The sequence below is a fragment of the Embleya sp. NPDC127516 genome, assembly GCF_044765325.1.
In the GTDB taxonomy this organism is placed as follows: Bacteria; Actinomycetota; Actinomycetes; order Streptomycetales; family Streptomycetaceae; genus Embleya.
This window is the reverse complement of sequence record NZ_JBIWJT010000047.1, coordinates 44,331-62,054: the sequence shown is the minus strand read 5'-3', so window position 1 is coordinate 62,054 and position 17,724 is coordinate 44,331. Positions and strand designations below refer to the sequence as shown.

Here is a 17,724-nt window from a genome sequence, read left to right as displayed (position 1 = left end):
CCGGAGGCGCTTGCCGATCACTTCCCTGACGCACTGCCGTTTTGGGCCGCGCCGTCGAATACGGCGATTCGCGGCGGCCCTGCCCACGACCCGCCCGATGGGGCCGGGGTTTTACTCGGCGAGCTCGACCGCCCCCGATGGGCAGAGCCTGGCCGCCTCGCGGACGGCTTCGTGCAGTTCGCCGGGCGGCTCCGCCAGGATCAGGACGACCAGGCCGTCGGTCTCGTCCTGATCGAACACCTCCGGTGCCTCCAGCGCGCACATCCCGGCGCCGCAGCACTGCTCGCGATCCACGTCGATTCGCATCGGCCCGGCTACCAGGCGACCGGCATCGAGGCGACGCCGTAGATCAGCATGGTGTCCCGCATCCGGACCTCTTCCTTCGGTACGGCCAGGTGCAGTCCGGGAAAGCGGTGAAAGAGGGCCTCGAAGCCGATCCGCATCTCGATCCGGGCCAGTTGCTGGCCGATGCACTGGTGGATGCCGTGTCCGAAGGAGAGTTGACCGCGGCCGCCGCGGGCGAAGTCGAGGCGGTCGGGGTCGGCGTAGTGCTTGGGGTCCCGATTCGCCGCGAAGGCCGACAGGGTGACCGTCTCGCCGGCCCGCATCGGACAGCCCTCGAACTCGAAGTCCTCGAGGACGCCGCGGATCGGACCGTAGTGATTGACCGTCAGGTAGCGCATCAGCTCCTCGACGGCGCTCTCCATCGTGGTCTCGCCCGCGCGCAGCATGGCGAGTTGATCGGGGTTGGTGAGCAGCGCGTAGGTGCCGAGCGAGAGCATGTTGGCGGTGGTCTCGTGCCCTGCGGCCAGCAGCAGGAAGCAGATGTTGGTGACCTCCTCCACGGTCAGCTCCTCGTGCGCGGCAAGACCGCCGAGCATGTCGTCGGAGGGCTCGGGGCCGCGGCGCCGCTCGACCAGTCCGCTGAGGTACTTCTGCATCGCCTCGAGTGCGGCGTAGGCCTGCTCGATCGGGGTGTTGGTGTCCTGGATGACGGTGGAGTTGTGCTGGAAGACGTCGCGGTCCTCGTAGGGGACGCCCAGGAGTTCGCAGATCACCAGCGACGGGACGGCCAGGGCGAAGGCGGGCACCAGGTCGACCGGCGGGCCGGCCTCCGCCATGGCGTCCAGCGCGTCGTCGGCGATCTCCCTTACGCGCTCGGCCAGTTGATTCATCCGGCGGAGCGTGAACAGGCCGGTGAGCAGGCGGCGATACCTGGTGTGCTCGGGCGGATCGGTGTAGACGAAGAACCCTGGTTTGGCCGGGGTGGGCTCCTGCGCCTGGATCGGCGAGCGCAGCAGGTCCTTTTGCGAGCTGAAGCGCAGGTCGGCCAGGGCCGCACGGACCTGGTCGTACCCCGTGATGAGCCAGCCCTCGCTGCCGTCGGGATAGCGCAACCGGTCGACGGGGCACGCGCGCTGACGCTCCAGCAGCTCCGGCGGCGGGTCCAGTGGCGTGGTGCGCGTGACGGGCAACGGCTGGGCCGCGGCCGGAACCTCGGTCATCTCGTGATCCTTCCTGTCGGCGGGGTGTCGCGGTCTCCGGCGATTGCTTCGCGGGTTCGCGCGTCGCGGGGCCGGGGTGGCCGGCGGCTCGGTCAGCCGAGCACCTTCATGTCCGTGTCGCCCCACAACGCGCGCAAGTCCTTGACCAGGCCGTCCTCCCGGAAGCGGACGATGCCGATGATCGAGATCGAGATCCGCTTCGGGTAGCTGCGCGGACGCAGTTCGACGGTGGCCGGCAGCACCACGGTCTCGCCGTCGTGGGCGGCCACCGGTGTGCCGGGGCGTTCCTGCGCGCGGTCGTCGACGACGGCCCGGGTGATGTGCGCGCGCAGCGCTTCCCGGCCCACCTGCTCGCCGGAGCCGACCGGGTCCTCGAACACCACGTCGGGGGCGAACAGTTCCAGGACGCCCTCGACATCGCCGGCGTTCATCCGGCGGCAGTATTCGAGCGCCAGGGCCTTGCGGGTCACCTCGTCGGGCACGCCGACTCCTTCCGGGCAGGGCAGCGGCGAAGTTGCGGGCGCGGAGACCGGACCGGTCGGCCCCTCGCCGGTGAAACGGTGCGGTCCGCGAGGCCGCGTCGCGCGGGATCGGCGGCTCGCCTGCGTCACCGCCGACCGCCGAACCGAGAAGCCGCTCTCACACGTCCCAGTGTTCGATCACCTGCCGATCGGGCACCACCCCTGTTTGCCACCCCTAACCACCCCGGGGCACACCGCGATGGGGGGTTGACCTGCACGGGAGCTCAAGGGGAGCAATGCGGGGGCGCGGTGGGACGGATGCCGCGCGCCGGTGACCGGCGGCGGCGCCGGACCGGCCGACCGGCCGGTGGAATGGGCGACATACCCGATCTGCGGACGTGTTTCGGCCCACATCAGGCTTACGTCAAGGAACCTCGAACGGCCCCGATAGCCCTGCTACTGTGATCTCACGGTAACCCCCAGCGACCACAACGCGACCTCTGTCGAGGCAGTCGAGGGCCGGCTGCGCAGTCGGGCACCGGAACCTCGGTGCGGCAGCGTGGCACCCGTCGGCGTTTTCGTGTCCCCATCACTAGCGTGAAGGAAGGTACATGGAGACCATCGAGAGCCGATACACCCTGTGCGCGAGACTGACCCCGCTCATCAGAACCCGGACCCGAGACAGCCCCGTGTGGGTCCGCGCCGTCCGCGATGAGACCGGAACGTGAGCGCGCGGGAGCGTTCGGAAGCGAGCGCGATCATGGCCGGTCTACTGGCCGGATCGCTGGTCGGCGAAAGCGGGATCGCCGTCGTCAGCGGCCCCGTGGCCATGGGCAAGACGACACTGTTGGCCACGTTCACCCAACAGGTGCGTGCGGCCGGTGGGCTGGTGCTCCCAGCCGTGGCCTCCGAGTCCGAGGCCGGCATCCCATTGGGGGTGATCGCCCAACTACTCCAGGAAGCCTCGCCGTCGGCCCCGGTCGGCGAGCAGGTGAACCAGTTGCTGGCGATCGGCAGGGCGTACCTGACGGCATCGCCGGGGGAATCGCCGGCGCGACTGTCCACGGTGGACGCCCAGATCGTCCAGTCCCTGTGCGGGGTTCTGCTCGGCCTGGCCGGACCCCGGCCGCTGGCCTTGGTGGTCGATGACGTCCAACACGCCGACCCGGCCTCGATCGCCTGTCTCGCCTATCTGGCACGCCGCATGCACAACACCCCGCTGCTCGCGGTGTTCAGTCACGGCGACCCTCCCGACGACCGATGCGCGGAATTCGTCGAGCAGTTGCTTCGGTTGCCGCACGCTCGCGAGGTCCGGCTGCCGCCGCTCGACCTGGATCAGGTGCGCGATACGGCGGCGGCCCGGCTCGGCACCGGCGTCGCGGAGCGGGCCGCGGTGTGGGCGCTGCGGGTGAGCGGCGGCAATCCGCTGCTGCTCGACGGGGTCCTCGAGGACTGCCGCCTCGGTGGGCACGCCGCGTCGACCGCGGGCTACACGCGGGCGATGCTCTCGTGTCTGCACCGGAGCCCGTCACCCGCCGAGCCGGTCGCCCGGGCACTGGCCGTGTTGGGTACGCCGGAGCCGATCGCCCGACTGTTGGGCCTGGAGGCGGGCGAGGTGACGCGGTGCCTGGCGGCGCTCGACACCGCGGGTCTGCTGGAGCAGGGTCGCTTCCGGCATCCCGGGGCGGCCTCGGCGGTGTTGGCGGACCTGGGCCCCGCGGCCACCGCCGCACTGCACCGGGACGCGGCCGAACTGCGCTACGCCGAAGGCGCGTCCGCCGCCGTGGTCGCCGAACACCTCCTGGCGGGACAGGGGTTGCGTACGTCCTGGTCGGTGTCCGCGCTCGACGCGGCCGCCTCGTCGGCGCTGTCCGAGGGTCGGGGTGTCAAGGCGATCGAATACCTGCGCCTGGCCTGCACGCTGAGCGGAAACCGGAAGGAACTGGCCCGGATTCGGGTGGCCTTGCTGCGCGTGGAGCGACGGATGGGGCCCGGCATCGCCGAGCAGCAGATCCCCGGCCTCCTGCAGGCGGTGCATACCGGCTGTCTGGGCAGCGGGGAGACGCTGGCCGTGGTCAGAGCGCTGCTGTGGGACGGTCGTTTCGAGGCCGCCACCGAGGCGTTGAAACATTTGACCGACTCGGATCGGTGCTCGGGCCCCGAGACGGTGATGGAACTGCGTGCCGCCCGGCTGTGGATGCGCTGTTCGTACACCCCGCTGCTGGGGCTGCTGCCGAGTACCGAGGAGAACCCGCAGGAACTCTGCGGCACGCCCTCCACCACCGAGAGCCGCCGCCGCTACGACGCGGCTACCGTGCTCGACTCGGTACTGACCCAGGAGGCTTCCCATCGCGCGGTACCCAAAGCCGAAAGGATCCTGCACGGCAGCCGGTTGCACGGCACCGACCTGGACACGATCGAGTGCGCGCTGCTCGCGTTGACCTACGCGGAGCGGCCCGCGCTGGCGCGGCCGTATTGCGACGAGTTGATCGTCGCGGCGCAGGAGCGGGGCGAGCCGGGCAGCGAGGCCAGGCTGCACGCGCTGCGGGCGGAGATCTGCATCCGCCTGGGCGATCTGCCCGGAGCCGTCCTGCACTCGACCGCCTCCTTCGACGTCGTGCCCACCGGTGAGTGGGGACCGGCCGTCGGCTCTCCGCTGGCCAGCATGATGATCGCGCTCACCTCGATGGGGCGTGAGGACGAGGCCGCGGAACTGCTCTACCTGCCGATACCCGAGACCATGCTGCAGAGCCGATCCGGGCTGCATTACCTGCACGCGCGCGGGCGGTACTGCATGGCGGTCCGGGATTGGGACGGGGCACTGGCGGACTTCCAGAGCTGCGGTGAGCTGATGACGCGCTGGGGCATGGACGTGCCGGGTCTGATCGCGTGGCGCAACGACGCGGGCGACGCGTGGTTGCGGATGGGTGAGCGGGACCGCGCCCGCGCGCTCCTGGAGGAGCAGTTGAGCCGCAGCGAGCGTGGCGGTTCGGCGCGCACCCGCGGGGCGACGCTGCGGCTGCTGGCGGCCACGCACGAGCCGCGCAGACGTCTGGTGCTGCTGCGGCAGGCCGTCGACGCGCTGCAAGAGAGCGGGGACCGCTACGAGTTGGCGCGCGCGCTGGCCGACCTCACCGACATGTACAACGCGGTCGGCGAGACGCGGCGGGCCCGGGTGATCGGCTCCCAGGCGCGGATCATCGCGGACAAGTGCCAGGCGGAGCCGTTGAGCAGGCTCCTTCCCACGGACCGCGACCAGCCCGACACCGAACCCAAGGCTCCGGCCGCGCTGCTCACCGATGCGGAACAGCGCGTCGCCGACCTGGTCGCGCTGGGGCATACGAACAGTGAGATAGCCAAACTGCTCTACATCACGGTCAGCACGGTGGAGCAGCACCTGACCCGGATGTACCGCAAGGTCGGAGTCAACGACCGGGCGCAGTTGGCCTCCGCGCTGTTCACCGGGCCGCACACGCAGGCGATCGGCGTGTAGGACGGACCGGCGGGCACCCGGCCGGGGTTCCCGGCCGGGCGCCTCTTGGCGCCGTGCTCTTTTCGAAGGTGAAGGGCTCAGGCGGGCTTCGGTATGCCGGTCACGCGAGCAGGTCGCGGCGGCGGAACGCGGCCAGGGCCGCGGCCAGTCCGACCAGCGCCAGCGCGCTCATCACCACCAGCGGCGTCGCGGCGACCGCGTTGCCGGGGAGTTTGGGCACGTGCGCGAAGGGCGAGATGTCCAGCACGTAGTGGCTGACCTTCAACTCCGGGCCGACCAGGGTCAAAAAGGCGAAGAGACCCAGGAGGCCCCACCCGACGCCCGTCCAGCGGGGGAACGCGGCGAACACCAGTACCGCGAGCGCCACGATCAGCAGGACGGCCGGGAGTTGCGCGAACACGGCGCCGAAGGTTCTGCCCGACATCCGTCCCACGTCGTGCGCGCCCAGCCCCGCGGACAGGCCCAGGCCGAATCCGGCGGCGGCCAGGATCACCACGGCGCCGGCCACCGCCAACGCCAGATGGCTCAGCAGCCAGCGCGCGCGACTCGGCGTGCCGGCGAAGATGAGCTCGATCCGGCCGGCGGCTTCCTCGCCGCGGGCCCGCACGATCACGCTGAGCGCGAAGACAGCCGCCATGATCGCGAACACGCCCACGACGGAGGACACATACGCGTCGGCCATGTTCTGCGAACCGCCGAGTTCGGACATGATCCGCTGCACCCGGTCACTGCCGGTGAGCACGTCCACGTCCCGGACGAAGGAGCCGAACACCAGCGCCGCCGTCAGGACGCCGATCGCCCAGCCCAGCAGGGCGCCGCGGTGCATCCGCCAGGCCAGACCGAAGGTGCCGCGGGTGTCGGCGCCCCCCTGGGCGGGTCCGGGTCGGGCGGGCAGTACACCGGAGCCGAAGTCCCGCCTATCCAGCAGCCGTAGCGCCAGCGCGATCAGCCCGGCGGCCGCGGCCGCGGGGACCGCCAGCACCTGCCAGCGGTCGCCCGCGTACGGCCGCACCTGCTCGGTCCAGCCGATCGGTGAGGCCCACAGCAGCCCGGTGGCGCCGTGACTCATGTCGGCCACCGCGCGCACCAGGTAGCAGACGCCGAGCAGAGTGAGCGCGACCGTGTTCGCGGTGCGCGAGGCCTCGAAGAGCTGGGCGCAGACGGCGGCGACGCCGGTGAAGACGATGCCGCACGCCGCCATCGAGAGGCCGAGGGCGAAGGCACCGGCCACCGGCAGGCCGAAGACGGGCAGGATCGCGCCGATCACCACGCCCACGCCGAGATTGACCGAGAGCACCAGCCGGAGCGCGGCGACCAGTGGCGCCTTCCGGTCCACGATGCCCGCGGCGACCAGTTCCTGACGGCCCGTCTGCTCCTCCGCCCGGGTGTGCCGGACGACGAGGAGGATGGACATCACCGCGGCCAGTACGGCGCCGAGCACCGCCGAGCGCCAGGTGGTGATGGCGCCGAGCGAGGTGTTCGTGATCCGCCCGTAGAGCGCGGCCGCTCCGGACGCGGCTCCGATCCCGTCGACGAAGGTCTGCCGCGACGCCTGGTCGGGGAACAGCCCCTTGATGCTGTACGCGGTGGAGGCCACGCTGCCGATCAGGGCGTACGCCCACAGGGGCAGGATGATCCGATCGCGGCGGGAGGCGAGCTTGGACAGCTCGCGCAGGCCGGCCAGGCTGCCGCCGCTCACTGCTTGACCTCGGACTGCTGCTCGCCGCGCTGCTTTTCGACGGACTGCCGTTCCTCGGACTGCCTTGCCCCGGGCTGCCGTTCGCCGGGCTGCGCCTGACCGGACCGCTGCTCCCCGGAGTAGTAGCGCATGAACAGCTCTTCGAGCGTGGGCGGCCGGCTGACCAGCGACCCCAGACCCGCGTCTGTGAGCACGCGCAGCACCTTTTCCAGCGCGTCCGGGTCGACCTGGCAGCGCACCGAGAGCCCCTCGAGCCGGAGGTCGTGCACGCCGGCGATGGTGTCGAGGCCGCTCACCGGCCGGGACACGGTCGCGGTGATGGTGGTGCGCGAGAGGTGGCGCAGCTCGTCGAGCGTGCCGGTGTCGACCCGGCGGCCTTCGCGGATGATCGAGACCCGGTCGCAGAGTTCCTCGACCTCGCTGAGGATGTGGCTGGACAGCAGGACGGTCGCGCCGCGGTTCTTGGCCTCGGACACACACGCGCCGAAGACCGCCTCCATCAACGGGTCGAGGCCGGAGGTCGGCTCGTCCAGGATGAGCAGTTCGGCCTCGGAGGCCAGCGCCGCGACGAGCGCCACCTTCTGGCGGTTGCCCTTGGAATAGGCCCGGCCCTTCTTCCTCGGGTCCAGCTCGAACCGCTCCACGAGCGCGTCCCGCCGCCCCTTGTCCAGACCGCCGCGCATCGAGCCGAGCAGGTCGATCGTCTCGCCCCCGCTCAGGTTGGGCCACAGGCTGACATCGCCGGGCACGTAGGCGAGTCTGCGGTGCAGCGCCGTGGCGTCCTGCCACGGGTCGCCGCCGAACAGGGTGGCGATGCCACCGTCCCGGCGCAGCAGGCCCAGCAGGACGCGAATAACGGTGGACTTGCCCGCGCCGTTGGGCCCGAGCAATCCGTGCACCTCACCCGGTGCCACCTGCAGGTCCAGGCCGTCGAGGGCGACCGCCCGTCCGAAGTGCTTCCGCAGTCCTGAGGTGTGGATCACATCGATTGCGTTCACGCCCCGGATGCTACAGTTACTTCACGTGTTTGTGAAGCTTCATAATGTAATGCACACAGGTCATCCGGATGGGTGTGCGAGAGTGGCGCACCACGACGGCGGAGGAGTTGGTGAGCGTGGCGGACGGCCGCGACGAGGAGGCCGCACGGCACTTCGTCGAACAGATGGCGATGCTGTTCGCCGACTGGGGCTTCCCCAGGATGAGCGCGCGCGTACTGATCACCCTGATGGCGGCCGAGGAGCGCGGGCTGACCGCCGGCGAGCTGGCCGACCGACTGGCCGCGAGCCCCGCCGCGATCTCGGGCGCGGTCCGCTACCTCACCCAGGTCGGCCTGGTCGCCCGCGAATCGGTGCTGGGCTCACGCAGCGACCTGTACCTGTTGCCCGACGACTCCTGGTACACCGGCACCGCGACCAAGCAGCACCTTTTCGCCCAGCTCATCGCCGCGACCGACAAGGGTATCGAACCCCTCGGCGGCCCCGACACGAAGGCGGGCGCCCGGATGGCGGAGATGCGCGACTTCTTCGCCTTCGCTCAGCAGGAGATGGCGGGCGCCCTGGCGAAGTGGAAGACCCTGCGCGGCCGGCCGCCGGCGCGGCCGTGACCCGACCGACCCCGCACGCGCACCGGATCGCCGATGCCGGGGCGACTCGATATGCACCAAGGCCCGGGACCGGTCCTTGTGTTCGTCCGTTGAGGTCGAAGCCGACCCGCGCCGGCTGCGAGGGTCGTCTCCTTGAACTTCGTCGAGCCGGTCTCCTCGGACTCCTCGAACTCGGTGCGTGGGCCACGCCTCGACGTCGGTGCCCATGGAAAATCGCCAGGTGGCGCCATACGCCTGGAGGGGTGAATCGACCGCCGATCGGTTTGTTGTTTGCTTCGGTGCGCGGTAGGAATTCCGCCCGGGGCGCGGCGTGTGGGACTCCTCCGCAGGCGCGTGCCCATATGAGGGGACGCGCTCGTGCCGAACTCGCCCGTGCGAAGCGCCGGTACAGCCTTGGAGGACGGGACGTTCGCGTTCTCGTTTCGCGGCGTGGGGATGACCGACGGTGCGGGCGAGTCCGCGTCCGTGCACCGATCCGGTCCTGGTGTTGAACAGCATCTGAGCAGTTCCTCCCACAACCGGGCGCTGGCGGAGGGAATCGCCCGATGGTCCGACGTGATGAGCCTGGTTGCGCGCCGCCGGCCGTCGACCACAGCGTTCCGTCACCGGCCCGCTCGCCGGGAACCGGCACCGGCACACACCCCGGAACCCACAAACCGACGACGAACGCGACCGGATCGCGGGGGACCACCGGCCACATCCGCCAACGACAGCTCGGTGCGATGGTGAAGGTGTGAGGTTCGGGGTGAGATCGCGAGCCGGGGCGCGGGGTCGATTCCCCGCGCCCCGGCTCCCTCACCGCGTCGATACCGGTTCGACGGTGGTTCGGCCCCGGATCAGTGGTGGGTGATCCACCAGATGATCCAGGTGCCGGTGGCGCTGCCGGCACCAGTGGCAAGGCCGCGGGTGGCGCTTGCGGCGAGGGAGCGGGCGGCGCGCATCAGGCGGCTTCGGGTCGCGACGGTGGGGGCGTTGGTGGGTTGGTCGTCGTTCACGGTGGTCTCCCCGAGTGGGTGTGAACCCCGGGCGGGTTCATGTCGCCCCATCGAGCACTCACGGACGTTTATCCGGCGACGGTCCCCGGGCCGGTCGTCCGTCTCTAGGCTGCTGAGGCCGGGTGCGCGGGTTATCCGGTGGTCGTCCGGACCGGATCCGGACCGGACAACGCGAGAAGGTCGGGGTTCGTGGCGGGCGATGCGGGAGGCAAGGCGACGGAACTGGCGCGGTCGCTGTGGGAGTTGTGGAAACGGGCCGGGTCGCCCACCTACGAGAAACTCGTCCACCAGGGCGCCCTGCAACAGCCCGAGGTGGAGTTGAACACCACCTCGCTCGGGGACTGGTTCAACGGACGCGCCGTGCCCGCCGATCCGGTGCGGTTCGCGTTCCTGGTGACCTGGCTGGAGCACGAGGCCCGCCGGCGCGACCGCGCCTACGTTGCGACACCGGTCGCGGCGTGGGAGCGGCGGCGCGGCGAGGCGGTGCGCGAGCGCCGTCCCGCCGGACGCCCCCACACGACGCGCACCGTCGAACCTGCGTCCGGGGGCGGGGGTTTCGTGGGTCGGCCGGTTCGGGATTTCACGGACGCGTTCGCGTTGGAGGTGCACCGGGCGATCGACGCACCCGAGCACGCGCGGGATCGGTTGCCGGTGTTGCCGGCGTACGTCGCGCGCGACCACGACAGGGTGCTGGGCGAGGCGGTGCGGCGCGCGGCGGGTGGGGAGAGCGTGATGGTGACGTTGGTGGCCGGGTCCTCCACCGGCAAGACCCGCGCCTGCTGGGAAGCCTTGCAAGGTGTGCCGGACGGGTGGCGGTTGTGGCATCCCATCGCTCCGGGCCGTCCCGAGGCCGCCGTGGCCGAACTGTCCGCCGTAGGGCCGCGCACGGTCGTGTGGCTCAACGAGGCCCAGTTCTACCTGGAACCGGCCGGGATCGGCGAACGCGTCGCGGCCGAACTACGCGAACTCCTGCGCGACCGCTCTCGCGCGCCGGTCCTGGTCCTGGCGACGCTGTGGCCGGACCCGTACTGGATCACCCTCACGACCCGGCCCCCCACCGACCGGCCGGACCCGCACGAGCAGGCACGAGCCCTGCTCGAGGGCACCGACCTCCACGTCCCCGAGACGTTCACCGGTGCGGACCTGGCGGCCCTCCGCGCAAGAGCGAGCCAGGACCCGCGACTGGCGAACGCCCTCACCAGCGGGGACGACGGACGCATCACCCAGTTCCTCGCGGGCGCCCTTGCGCTGCTCAAGCGCTACAAGCTCGCCCCGGCCGGCGCGCGGGCCGTGATCGAGGCCGCCATGGACGCCCGCCGCCTCGGCCACGGACCCGCCCTGCGCCAGGCGTTCCTCGAGGACGCCGCCGACGCCTACCTCACCGACCACCAATCCGACGCCCTCACCGACGACTGGTTCGAACAGGCCCTCGCCTACGCGACCAACGTCGCCGGCGTCCACGGCGCGAGGGCGCCGCTGACCCGCATCCGCCCCCGACGCCGCACCCGCGACACCGCCGACGAAGGCGCGACCTACCGCCTCGCCGACTACCTCGAACAACACGCACGCCACACCCGCAGCCGCCTGTGCCCGAGCGCCTCGTTCTGGACCGCCGCCCACGACCACGCCCACACCACCGACGACATACGCAACCTCGCCGACGCCGCACGCGAAAGACTCCGGCTGCGCCACGCCGAACGCCTGTACCGCAAAGCCGCCGACGCCCGAGACCCACACGCTCTGGAACACCTGACCCAGCTGCGGGAGCAGGCCGGGGACCTGGACGGCGCCGAACGCATCGCCCACGAAGCCGCCGACGCCGGAAACACCACCGCGCTGACGCGGCTGGCCGCACTGCGGGCGAAAGCGGGGGACCGGGACAATGCCGAACGCCTGTACCGCAAAGTCGCCGACGCCGGAAACGCCTACGCGCTGACGACCCTGGCCCAGCTGCGAGAGCAGGCGGGCGACCTGGAGGACGCCGAACGCCTGTACCGCAAAGCCGCCGACGCCGGAGACACCTACGCGCTGACGCACCTGGCCCGGCTGCGAGAGCGGGCGGGGGACCGGGACGGCGCCGAACGCATCGCCCACGAAGCCGCCGACACCGGAAACACCTACCCGCTGACGCGGCTGGCCGCGCTGCGGGAGGAGGCCGACGACCTGGACGACGTCGAACGCATCGCCCTCAAAGACGCCGACGCCAAAGTCACCGAGGCGCTTACGCGGCTGGCCGTGCTGCGGGAGCAGGCGGGCGACCTGGACGACGCCGAACGCCTGTACCGCAAAGCCGCCGATGCCGGAGACGCCGACGCGCTGGCGTACCTGATCGGGCTGCGAGAGGCCGCGGGAGACCGGGACGGCGCCGAACGCCTGTGCCACGCAGCCACCGACACCGGACACCCCTACGCGCTGGCGTACCTGGCCAAGCTGCGGGAGGCTGCGGGAGATCGGGACGGCGCCGAACGCCTGTGCCACGAAGCCGCCGACGCCGGAGACACCACCGCGCTGACGTACGTGGCCGAGCTGCGAGAGAAGGCCGGCGACCGAGACGGCGCCGAACGCCTCTATCGCGAAGCCGCCGACACCGGGGACACCGACGCGCTGACGCACCTGGCCAGGCTGCGGGAGGAAGCGGGGGACCTGGATGGCGCCGAACGCCTGTACCGCGAACTCACCGACACCGAAGACGCCGAAGACACCATCACGCTGGCGCACCTGGCCGGGCTGCGGGAGAAGGCCGGGGACCGGGACGGCGCCGAACGCCTGTACCGCGAAGCCGCCGACGCCGGAGACACCACCGCGCTGACGAACCTGGCCCGGCTGCGGAAGAAGGCCGGGGACCGGGACGGCGCCGAACGCCTGTGCCACGAAGCCGCCGACGCCGGAGACACCACCGCGCTGGCGGGCCTGGCCCGGCTGCGGGAAAGGGCCGGGGACCGGGACGGCGCCGAACGCCTGTACCGCGAAGCCGCCGACGCCGGAGTCACCAGCGCGCTGATGAACCTGGCCCGACTGCGAGAGCAGGCCGGCGACCGAGGCGGCGCCGAACGCATCGCCCACGAAGCCGCCGACGCCGGAAACACCACCGCGCTGACGAACCTGGCCCGGCTGCGGGAGGAGGCCGGGGACCGGGATGGCGCAGAACGCCTGTACCGCGAAGCCGCCGACGCCGGAGACACCACCGCGCTGACGAACCTGGCCCGACTGCGAGAGCAGGCCGGCGACCGAGGCGGCGCCGAACGCATCGCCCACGAAGCCGCCGACGCCGGAAACACCACCGCGCTGACGAACCTGGCCCGGCTGCGGGAGGCGGCGGGAGGCCGGGACGGCGCAGAACGCCTGTTCGTGTTGCTTCGTCGCGGTCTCGACGCCAACGACGACGTGCCACCCGTCGGCGGGTAGACCAGCGGACCGGGAGGGGGTGCCGTGGGGACTCCGGTCGAGACCCGATCGTCGGGGACAGCGAACCGACAACAGGCACCAGGAGGTGTAGGGCGGCCCCGACGCTCTCCGCCGGATCCCACGTACACCAGTCGGCGAGGTGGTGGCCGAAGGTCCGGTTACGCGACAGGGGCGAGGAACAGGTGGCGACCAGGTCGCCCAGGCCGGCGAGTCCGGCGGGAGTGGGCGCCCATATCGACGGCGAGGCGGGTGATCTCGGCGAGTCCGCGGGTGATGAGCATCGCGGTGGCGTCGTGGCCGGGGGCCATGCCGGAGGCAATGTGCACCGCCGGCGCGCAAGCCGGTTGTCATCGTGATTTGGCGGATGAGCGCTTCAGCCGGCGAACGGCCTGGCCCATCTGTCCGCCACGCCTTCTACCCTCTCCGCCATGCGCTACCTGGCAGATCCTTCGCCTGCGGTGCTTTGCGCCGCGGCCGGCCCGTCGAGCAGTTCCTCGGTCCGGTTCGAGCCGCCGACCGTTTGGGCATCCACTACGTCGAGATCCGGCCCGTCCGGTGTCGATACGAGATCATCCTTCACGCGTGTGAGGACGTCGGCCACGAGAGCTTTTGTGATCCGGCGGAGTTCCCGTCGTTCCACGGCGAGGACGGCGAAGAGCACTTCGGGCTCGTGCTCGCCACATCCGACGAGCCTCTCGACGCGCTGAGGACCGCCGAGAACCTCACCGGTGCCGTTCGCGGCCGGTGGGTCAACGAAGGACTGATCCAGGACGAATACCACGACTATCCACAAGCGGGACGCCCCGTGGACGCCGCGCACGACGGACACCCCTGGCCGAAACCACCGGCCGCTCCCCCGACACCTGTGACACGGACTTCGGGCACTTGAGACATCCTCGGCAACCACCACTTCACGATCGCTACTCCAATAGGGGACTTTCCAAAGGGATTTCGACCCAGCGGTTCGGCGGTCCCGTCACCTGGGCGGCCTCATAGATGGTGACGCCGCCCATGAAGGCCGCGTACGCGAGTTCGCAGGCCGGCCACATCCCGGGTTCGAGCCCCCGGTCCCAGAAGCGATGGAGCCAATGGCCCTCGGGCGACAAGTCGTGTACGGAACGGCCGATCTCCTCGTCCAGCGACCGGACTCCGTCGACAGCCAGGTGGCCGGAGGAGCCGCTCACGAAGTCCACGTGGATCCCGTAGGCCCGCGTGCCCGCCCTGGCGCCGGGTGCCGGGCGCCGGGGAGGGTCGCGGTGCGGTGCCCGCCCGGTGGGCGGGAAGGGCGGGGGTGTTGACGGCGACAGCCTCGAAGAGCAGGGCCTTGGCCACCTCACGGGTCGGTCCAGGCATGGCGGTTAGTACCGCTTTCCCTGTTTCATCCTGCGAATTCGCCAGATCCCGATCGACAAGCTGATGACCGTGATGACGGTGAGGATGATCGCTCCCACCGGCCAGAAGGGAGTGGGGTCGTCGGCGGCCAAGTGGAGGGGCGGCATGGCGTGACCTCACTCGTCAGTCGTGCAAACGGCGCCGCCGGATGCGGCTCCCGGCGGACGACTGCCCGCGATCGACCCGGGCATGCTCGGGCTGCCCGTGCGAAGGTCTGCGGGTTGGTGCGCACCGACCGACGACGCGTGCGAGCGCACCCGGCCCGAGTGCGTGCGGTTCCCGATGCGCGCCGCGCCTGTCCGCAGCCGGATCACGGTGGGTGGTGTTCAGGCCGATGTGGGTGGTGTTGGGTTTTCCTGCGCGGGTGGACCAGCGCCGGGTTGTTGGAGTTGGTGTTGGCGGTCCGTAACCGCGAGGTGGAGGCTCCCGATCCGCTCCTACGTCGTGGCCCACGCCGAGCGGGAGGCGCGGCGCCGCCACCTCACCCCGAACCGCTGCCGCAGCCGCAGCCGCAGCCGCAGCCGCAGCCGGGCGGGATACGGACGGTACGCACCGATCGGCAGGTACGGTCCGACGAATTCCCGCTCCGTATCGGTCGGTTGTCCTCACGTCACCACAGACGATCCACCGGATCAGGACTGCCCGGACGATGAATCCCACGGATTGTCCACAATCGGATACAAGTCGTGTTCGTTTCGGATTTGGTTGGCGCCTTGAGTGAACGCCGCGGCGAACTGGGTGTCCCCCCAGGGCCGCCCGGGTGGCGGCCGAGATCCTGTCGATGTCGCCGCGCTCTCCGGGTGGCAATGGTGCCCTCACCGAAGCCCGGGTTTCGGTGGCCGCCCCAAGGAGCCGCGCTGCGTGCCCGTGTCTGCCGGCGAGTGCCGACGCGCCCGCGAGCCCCTCCAAGGCCAGGGCCACGGCTCGCGGATCACCCGTGCGGCCGGCTGCTTCCAGACCTTCGCTGTGCAACTTCATGGCCTTCTCGGCGTGCCCGCGCAGTTCGGCGACGAAGCCGAGTTCGGCCGGAAAGCAGGGCTGTGCCGTTGTCGGCGTCGAATCGGTGGTTCCATTCCAACCGGGTCCGCAAATACTTTTCCGCGTCGTCGAGTCGCCCCTGCCGCCGAGCTCCCAGCGCCGGCCCCACTTCGGCGAATTCCTGGGCCGGTTTGTCGCCCTGTTCGAGGGCGAGCAGTCGGCCACGTTCGTGATGCTGCTCGGCCAGTGCGTAGTTCTGCGTCAGCAGGGCAATTCTGCCGAGTTCGGACCATCGGGTCGACGCGTCGGTCCAAAGGCCGAGGTTTTCGGCGATCCGCAGCCCTTCGCGATGCCACCGGCTTGCCTCGGAGTAGTCACCCGCGACCTCCGCGAGTCTGCCGAGCATCCCCATCGCCTGGAGCTGCCCCCACTCGTCGCCGATTTCCCGAGAATGCGCGAGGCTCTCGTGGCCGTCGCGCCGGGACGCGGCGAGGTCGCCGCAGATGTAGCTCTGCGTGCCGGGTGGCCATGACCACGACGGTGCCCCGGTGGCCGGTGTCGGGCGCCAGGACGTTGCTGCCGCCGCCCAGGACCCAGAGGTGGTCGGGGAGTTCGGCGGCGAGGTCGGGCCAGGCGGTGGGGTCGGTGTGGATGCGGAGACGGTCGGCGGGGCCGCCGAGGCGCAGAGTGGTGTGGTCGGCGAGAAGGTCACCCATGGTGAGCCTCCGAGGTGGTGAAGGGGTCAGGTGGTGGTGAGGGTCTTGCGGGCGAGGGTGCGCAGTGGGGCGAGGCGGGGGCTGGGCGGGCCGTGGTAGACGGCGTTGGTGCAGATGGCGATGTAGCGGCCGGTGGTGGGGGCGAGGTACAGGCTCGTGCCGGTCCACCCGTGGTGGTAGACGACGTCGCCGTCGTCCGCGATGAGCCACGCGAGTCCTCGGTCGAGGCCGGGTTCGACCGGTGCCTGGGGGGTGCTGGAGGCGGTGAGCCAGGCGTGGAGTGGGTGTTCGGGGTCGAGGAGGTGTTCGGCGTAGCCGGCGAGGTCGGCCGCTGTGGTGAAGACGCCGGCGTGGCCGGCGATGCCGCCGAGGAGAGCGGCGTTGTCGTCGTGGACGCCGCCCCAGATCCGGGGTGCCCCGGTGAGGCGCTGTTCGGTGGGTGCGACGTGTGGGCTCCGGGTGACGGGTCCGTAGGTGGTGTCGGTCATGCCGAGGTCGGTCCACAGTTCGGCGGCGAGTTCGTGCAGGGGTCGCCGATGAATGTGGGCGAGGGCCGGGCCGAGGAGGATGAAGCCCCGGTTGAGGTAGCGGTGGCGGCCCGGGGGTTCTTCCAGGGGTTCGCGGCACAGGAGTTCGGCGAGTGGGGCGGGGTTGCCGCGGTAGCGGTCGAGGTGGGTTTCCGCGCGCAGTCCGCTGGTGTGGGTCAGGAGTCGGCGGATGGTGGCGCCGGCGCCGGGGGCGTCGCCGGTGATCGGGGGCAGGTAGGCGCGTACCGGGGTGTCGAGGTCGAGGAGTCCGGTGTCGAGGGAGCGGCCGATCAGCGGCCAGGTGGCGACGACCTTGGTGAGCGACGCGGCGTCGTAGACGGTGTGTTCGGTGGGTGGGGCGTCGCCGCATTCGGGGGCGACGACGCCCGCGGTTGCCGTGTGCCGCTCCCCCGCGGCGGTCCCGCAGGCCTGGGCACGCGTCGGCGATCCACCGGCCACGGCGACCGCGGACCCCGCGCGGGACACGCTCCCGAAACTCGAACCGGTGGCCAGTGACGCCGATGGAGGAGCGGTGCTCGCGGATCCCGGCGACCCGGCACGCTCCACGTGCGCGCGGTACGCGGCGTACATGTCCATCCCGGACACCGGCGCCGCGCCCGAGGACGGGCGGTTCGCGCCCGGCGCCCACACCACGGTGCTGCGTCAGGAGATCATCGGCGACCGGGACGCGCGGATCAGGCGGTCCGTCACCGTGACGGCGCGCGAGAATCGAATCGCGCCGGTCTTCCGCACCACGGCGGGCAGTTCGTTGGTGCCGTGTGCGCTGAACAAGATCGTCGAGACCGCGGTGGCCGATCCCGAGGTGAAGCCGAATGCGGAGGGCCCGGACCTGGTGGCGTTGTTGGGGCTCCCCCGCTAATCTGCTCTGCTGGTTCGTGCGAATGGGCCGCCGACACGCCGGTCCGGGCGGGCGACCGCGGAGTCCAGAT

Annotated in this window: 14 protein-coding genes and 1 pseudogene; 4 read left to right on the top strand and 11 right to left on the bottom strand. The window is 71.1% G+C overall.

From position 1 onward, the window contains the following. Window positions 1-111 precede the first annotated feature (111 nt). The 3 genes from ACIRL2_RS47410 to ACIRL2_RS47400 form a co-directional block, all read right to left on the bottom strand. Window positions 112-306: a ferredoxin gene (locus ACIRL2_RS47410; protein ID WP_395861821.1), complete on the bottom strand. Its 195-nt coding sequence runs from the start codon at window positions 304-306 to the stop codon at window positions 112-114. Window positions 307-314: 8 nt separating this feature from the next. Beyond that, entirely contained in the window at window positions 315-1,505 is a 1,191-nt protein-coding gene (locus tag ACIRL2_RS47405; RefSeq protein ID WP_402241366.1) for a cytochrome P450, read from the bottom strand. Window positions 1,506-1,597: 92 nt separating this feature from the next. Continuing rightward, window positions 1,598-1,987 (bottom strand): nuclear transport factor 2 family protein, encoded by a 390-nt coding sequence (locus ACIRL2_RS47400; RefSeq protein ID WP_395861817.1) that lies wholly within the window; start codon window positions 1,985-1,987, stop codon window positions 1,598-1,600. A gap of 703 nt (window positions 1,988-2,690) precedes the next feature. Between ACIRL2_RS47400 and ACIRL2_RS47395 the strand changes: the two genes are divergently transcribed. Continuing rightward, window positions 2,691-5,459, top strand: coding sequence for an AAA family ATPase (locus ACIRL2_RS47395; protein WP_402241363.1), 2,769 nt, complete (start codon window positions 2,691-2,693; stop codon window positions 5,457-5,459). A gap of 100 nt (window positions 5,460-5,559) precedes the next feature. Here ACIRL2_RS47395 and ACIRL2_RS47390 read toward each other — a convergent pair whose 3' ends face one another. Together ACIRL2_RS47390 and ACIRL2_RS47385 are read right to left on the bottom strand one after the other, a co-directional pair. After that, window positions 5,560-7,158: an ABC transporter permease gene (locus ACIRL2_RS47390; protein ID WP_395861813.1), complete on the bottom strand. Its 1,599-nt coding sequence runs from the start codon at window positions 7,156-7,158 to the stop codon at window positions 5,560-5,562. Further along, window positions 7,155-8,156, bottom strand: a complete 1,002-nt coding sequence (locus ACIRL2_RS47385; protein WP_402241360.1) for an ATP-binding cassette domain-containing protein — start codon at window positions 8,154-8,156, stop codon at window positions 7,155-7,157. The genes ACIRL2_RS47390 and ACIRL2_RS47385 overlap by 4 nt, the downstream gene beginning before the upstream one ends. 68 nt (window positions 8,157-8,224) lie before the next feature. Here ACIRL2_RS47385 and ACIRL2_RS47380 point away from each other — a divergent pair, with 68 nt between their 5' ends. Next, complete coding sequence (locus ACIRL2_RS47380) at window positions 8,225-8,761, top strand: GbsR/MarR family transcriptional regulator (RefSeq protein WP_395861809.1); 537 nt, start codon at window positions 8,225-8,227, stop codon at window positions 8,759-8,761. A gap of 836 nt (window positions 8,762-9,597) precedes the next feature. Here the strand turns inward: ACIRL2_RS47380 and ACIRL2_RS47375 are convergent. Further along, the gene (locus tag ACIRL2_RS47375) at window positions 9,598-9,756 is read right to left on the bottom strand and encodes a hypothetical protein (protein ID WP_402241357.1); all 159 of its coding nucleotides are present in this window, start codon (window positions 9,754-9,756) and stop codon (window positions 9,598-9,600) included. A gap of 189 nt (window positions 9,757-9,945) precedes the next feature. Between ACIRL2_RS47375 and ACIRL2_RS47370 the strand changes: the two genes are divergently transcribed. After that, window positions 9,946-13,161 carry a tetratricopeptide repeat protein gene (locus tag ACIRL2_RS47370; RefSeq protein WP_402241355.1) on the top strand — a complete coding sequence of 1,072 codons (3,216 nt, stop codon included), beginning with the start codon at window positions 9,946-9,948 and terminating at the stop codon, window positions 13,159-13,161. A 121-nt stretch (window positions 13,162-13,282) separates the two neighbouring features. Here ACIRL2_RS47370 and ACIRL2_RS47365 read toward each other — a convergent pair. The 5 genes and pseudogenes from ACIRL2_RS47365 to ACIRL2_RS47345 form a co-directional block, all read right to left on the bottom strand. After that, window positions 13,283-13,496: pseudogene (locus ACIRL2_RS47365) on the bottom strand (NAD(P)H-dependent glycerol-3-phosphate dehydrogenase); the annotation flags it as partial. Between the two features lie 98 nt (window positions 13,497-13,594). Continuing rightward, on the bottom strand, window positions 13,595-13,981 hold the full coding sequence (locus ACIRL2_RS47360) for a hypothetical protein (protein WP_402241352.1): 387 nt from the start codon (window positions 13,979-13,981) through the stop codon (window positions 13,595-13,597). 100 nt (window positions 13,982-14,081) lie between these two features. Next, entirely contained in the window at window positions 14,082-14,354 is a 273-nt protein-coding gene (locus ACIRL2_RS47355; protein WP_402241349.1) for a hypothetical protein, read from the bottom strand. A 1,130-nt stretch (window positions 14,355-15,484) separates the two neighbouring features. Then, complete coding sequence (locus ACIRL2_RS47350) at window positions 15,485-15,937, bottom strand: hypothetical protein (protein WP_402241346.1); 453 nt, start codon at window positions 15,935-15,937, stop codon at window positions 15,485-15,487. Window positions 15,938-16,273: 336 nt separating this feature from the next. Beyond that, window positions 16,274-17,260: a serine hydrolase domain-containing protein gene (locus ACIRL2_RS47345; RefSeq protein WP_402241344.1), complete on the bottom strand. Its 987-nt coding sequence runs from the start codon at window positions 17,258-17,260 to the stop codon at window positions 16,274-16,276. 19 nt (window positions 17,261-17,279) lie between these two features. On the opposite strand from ACIRL2_RS47345, the gene ACIRL2_RS47340 reads away from it, so the two are divergent. Continuing rightward, window positions 17,280-17,654 carry a hypothetical protein gene (locus ACIRL2_RS47340; protein WP_402241341.1) on the top strand — a complete coding sequence of 125 codons (375 nt, stop codon included), beginning with the start codon at window positions 17,280-17,282 and terminating at the stop codon, window positions 17,652-17,654. Window positions 17,655-17,724 lie beyond the last annotated feature (70 nt).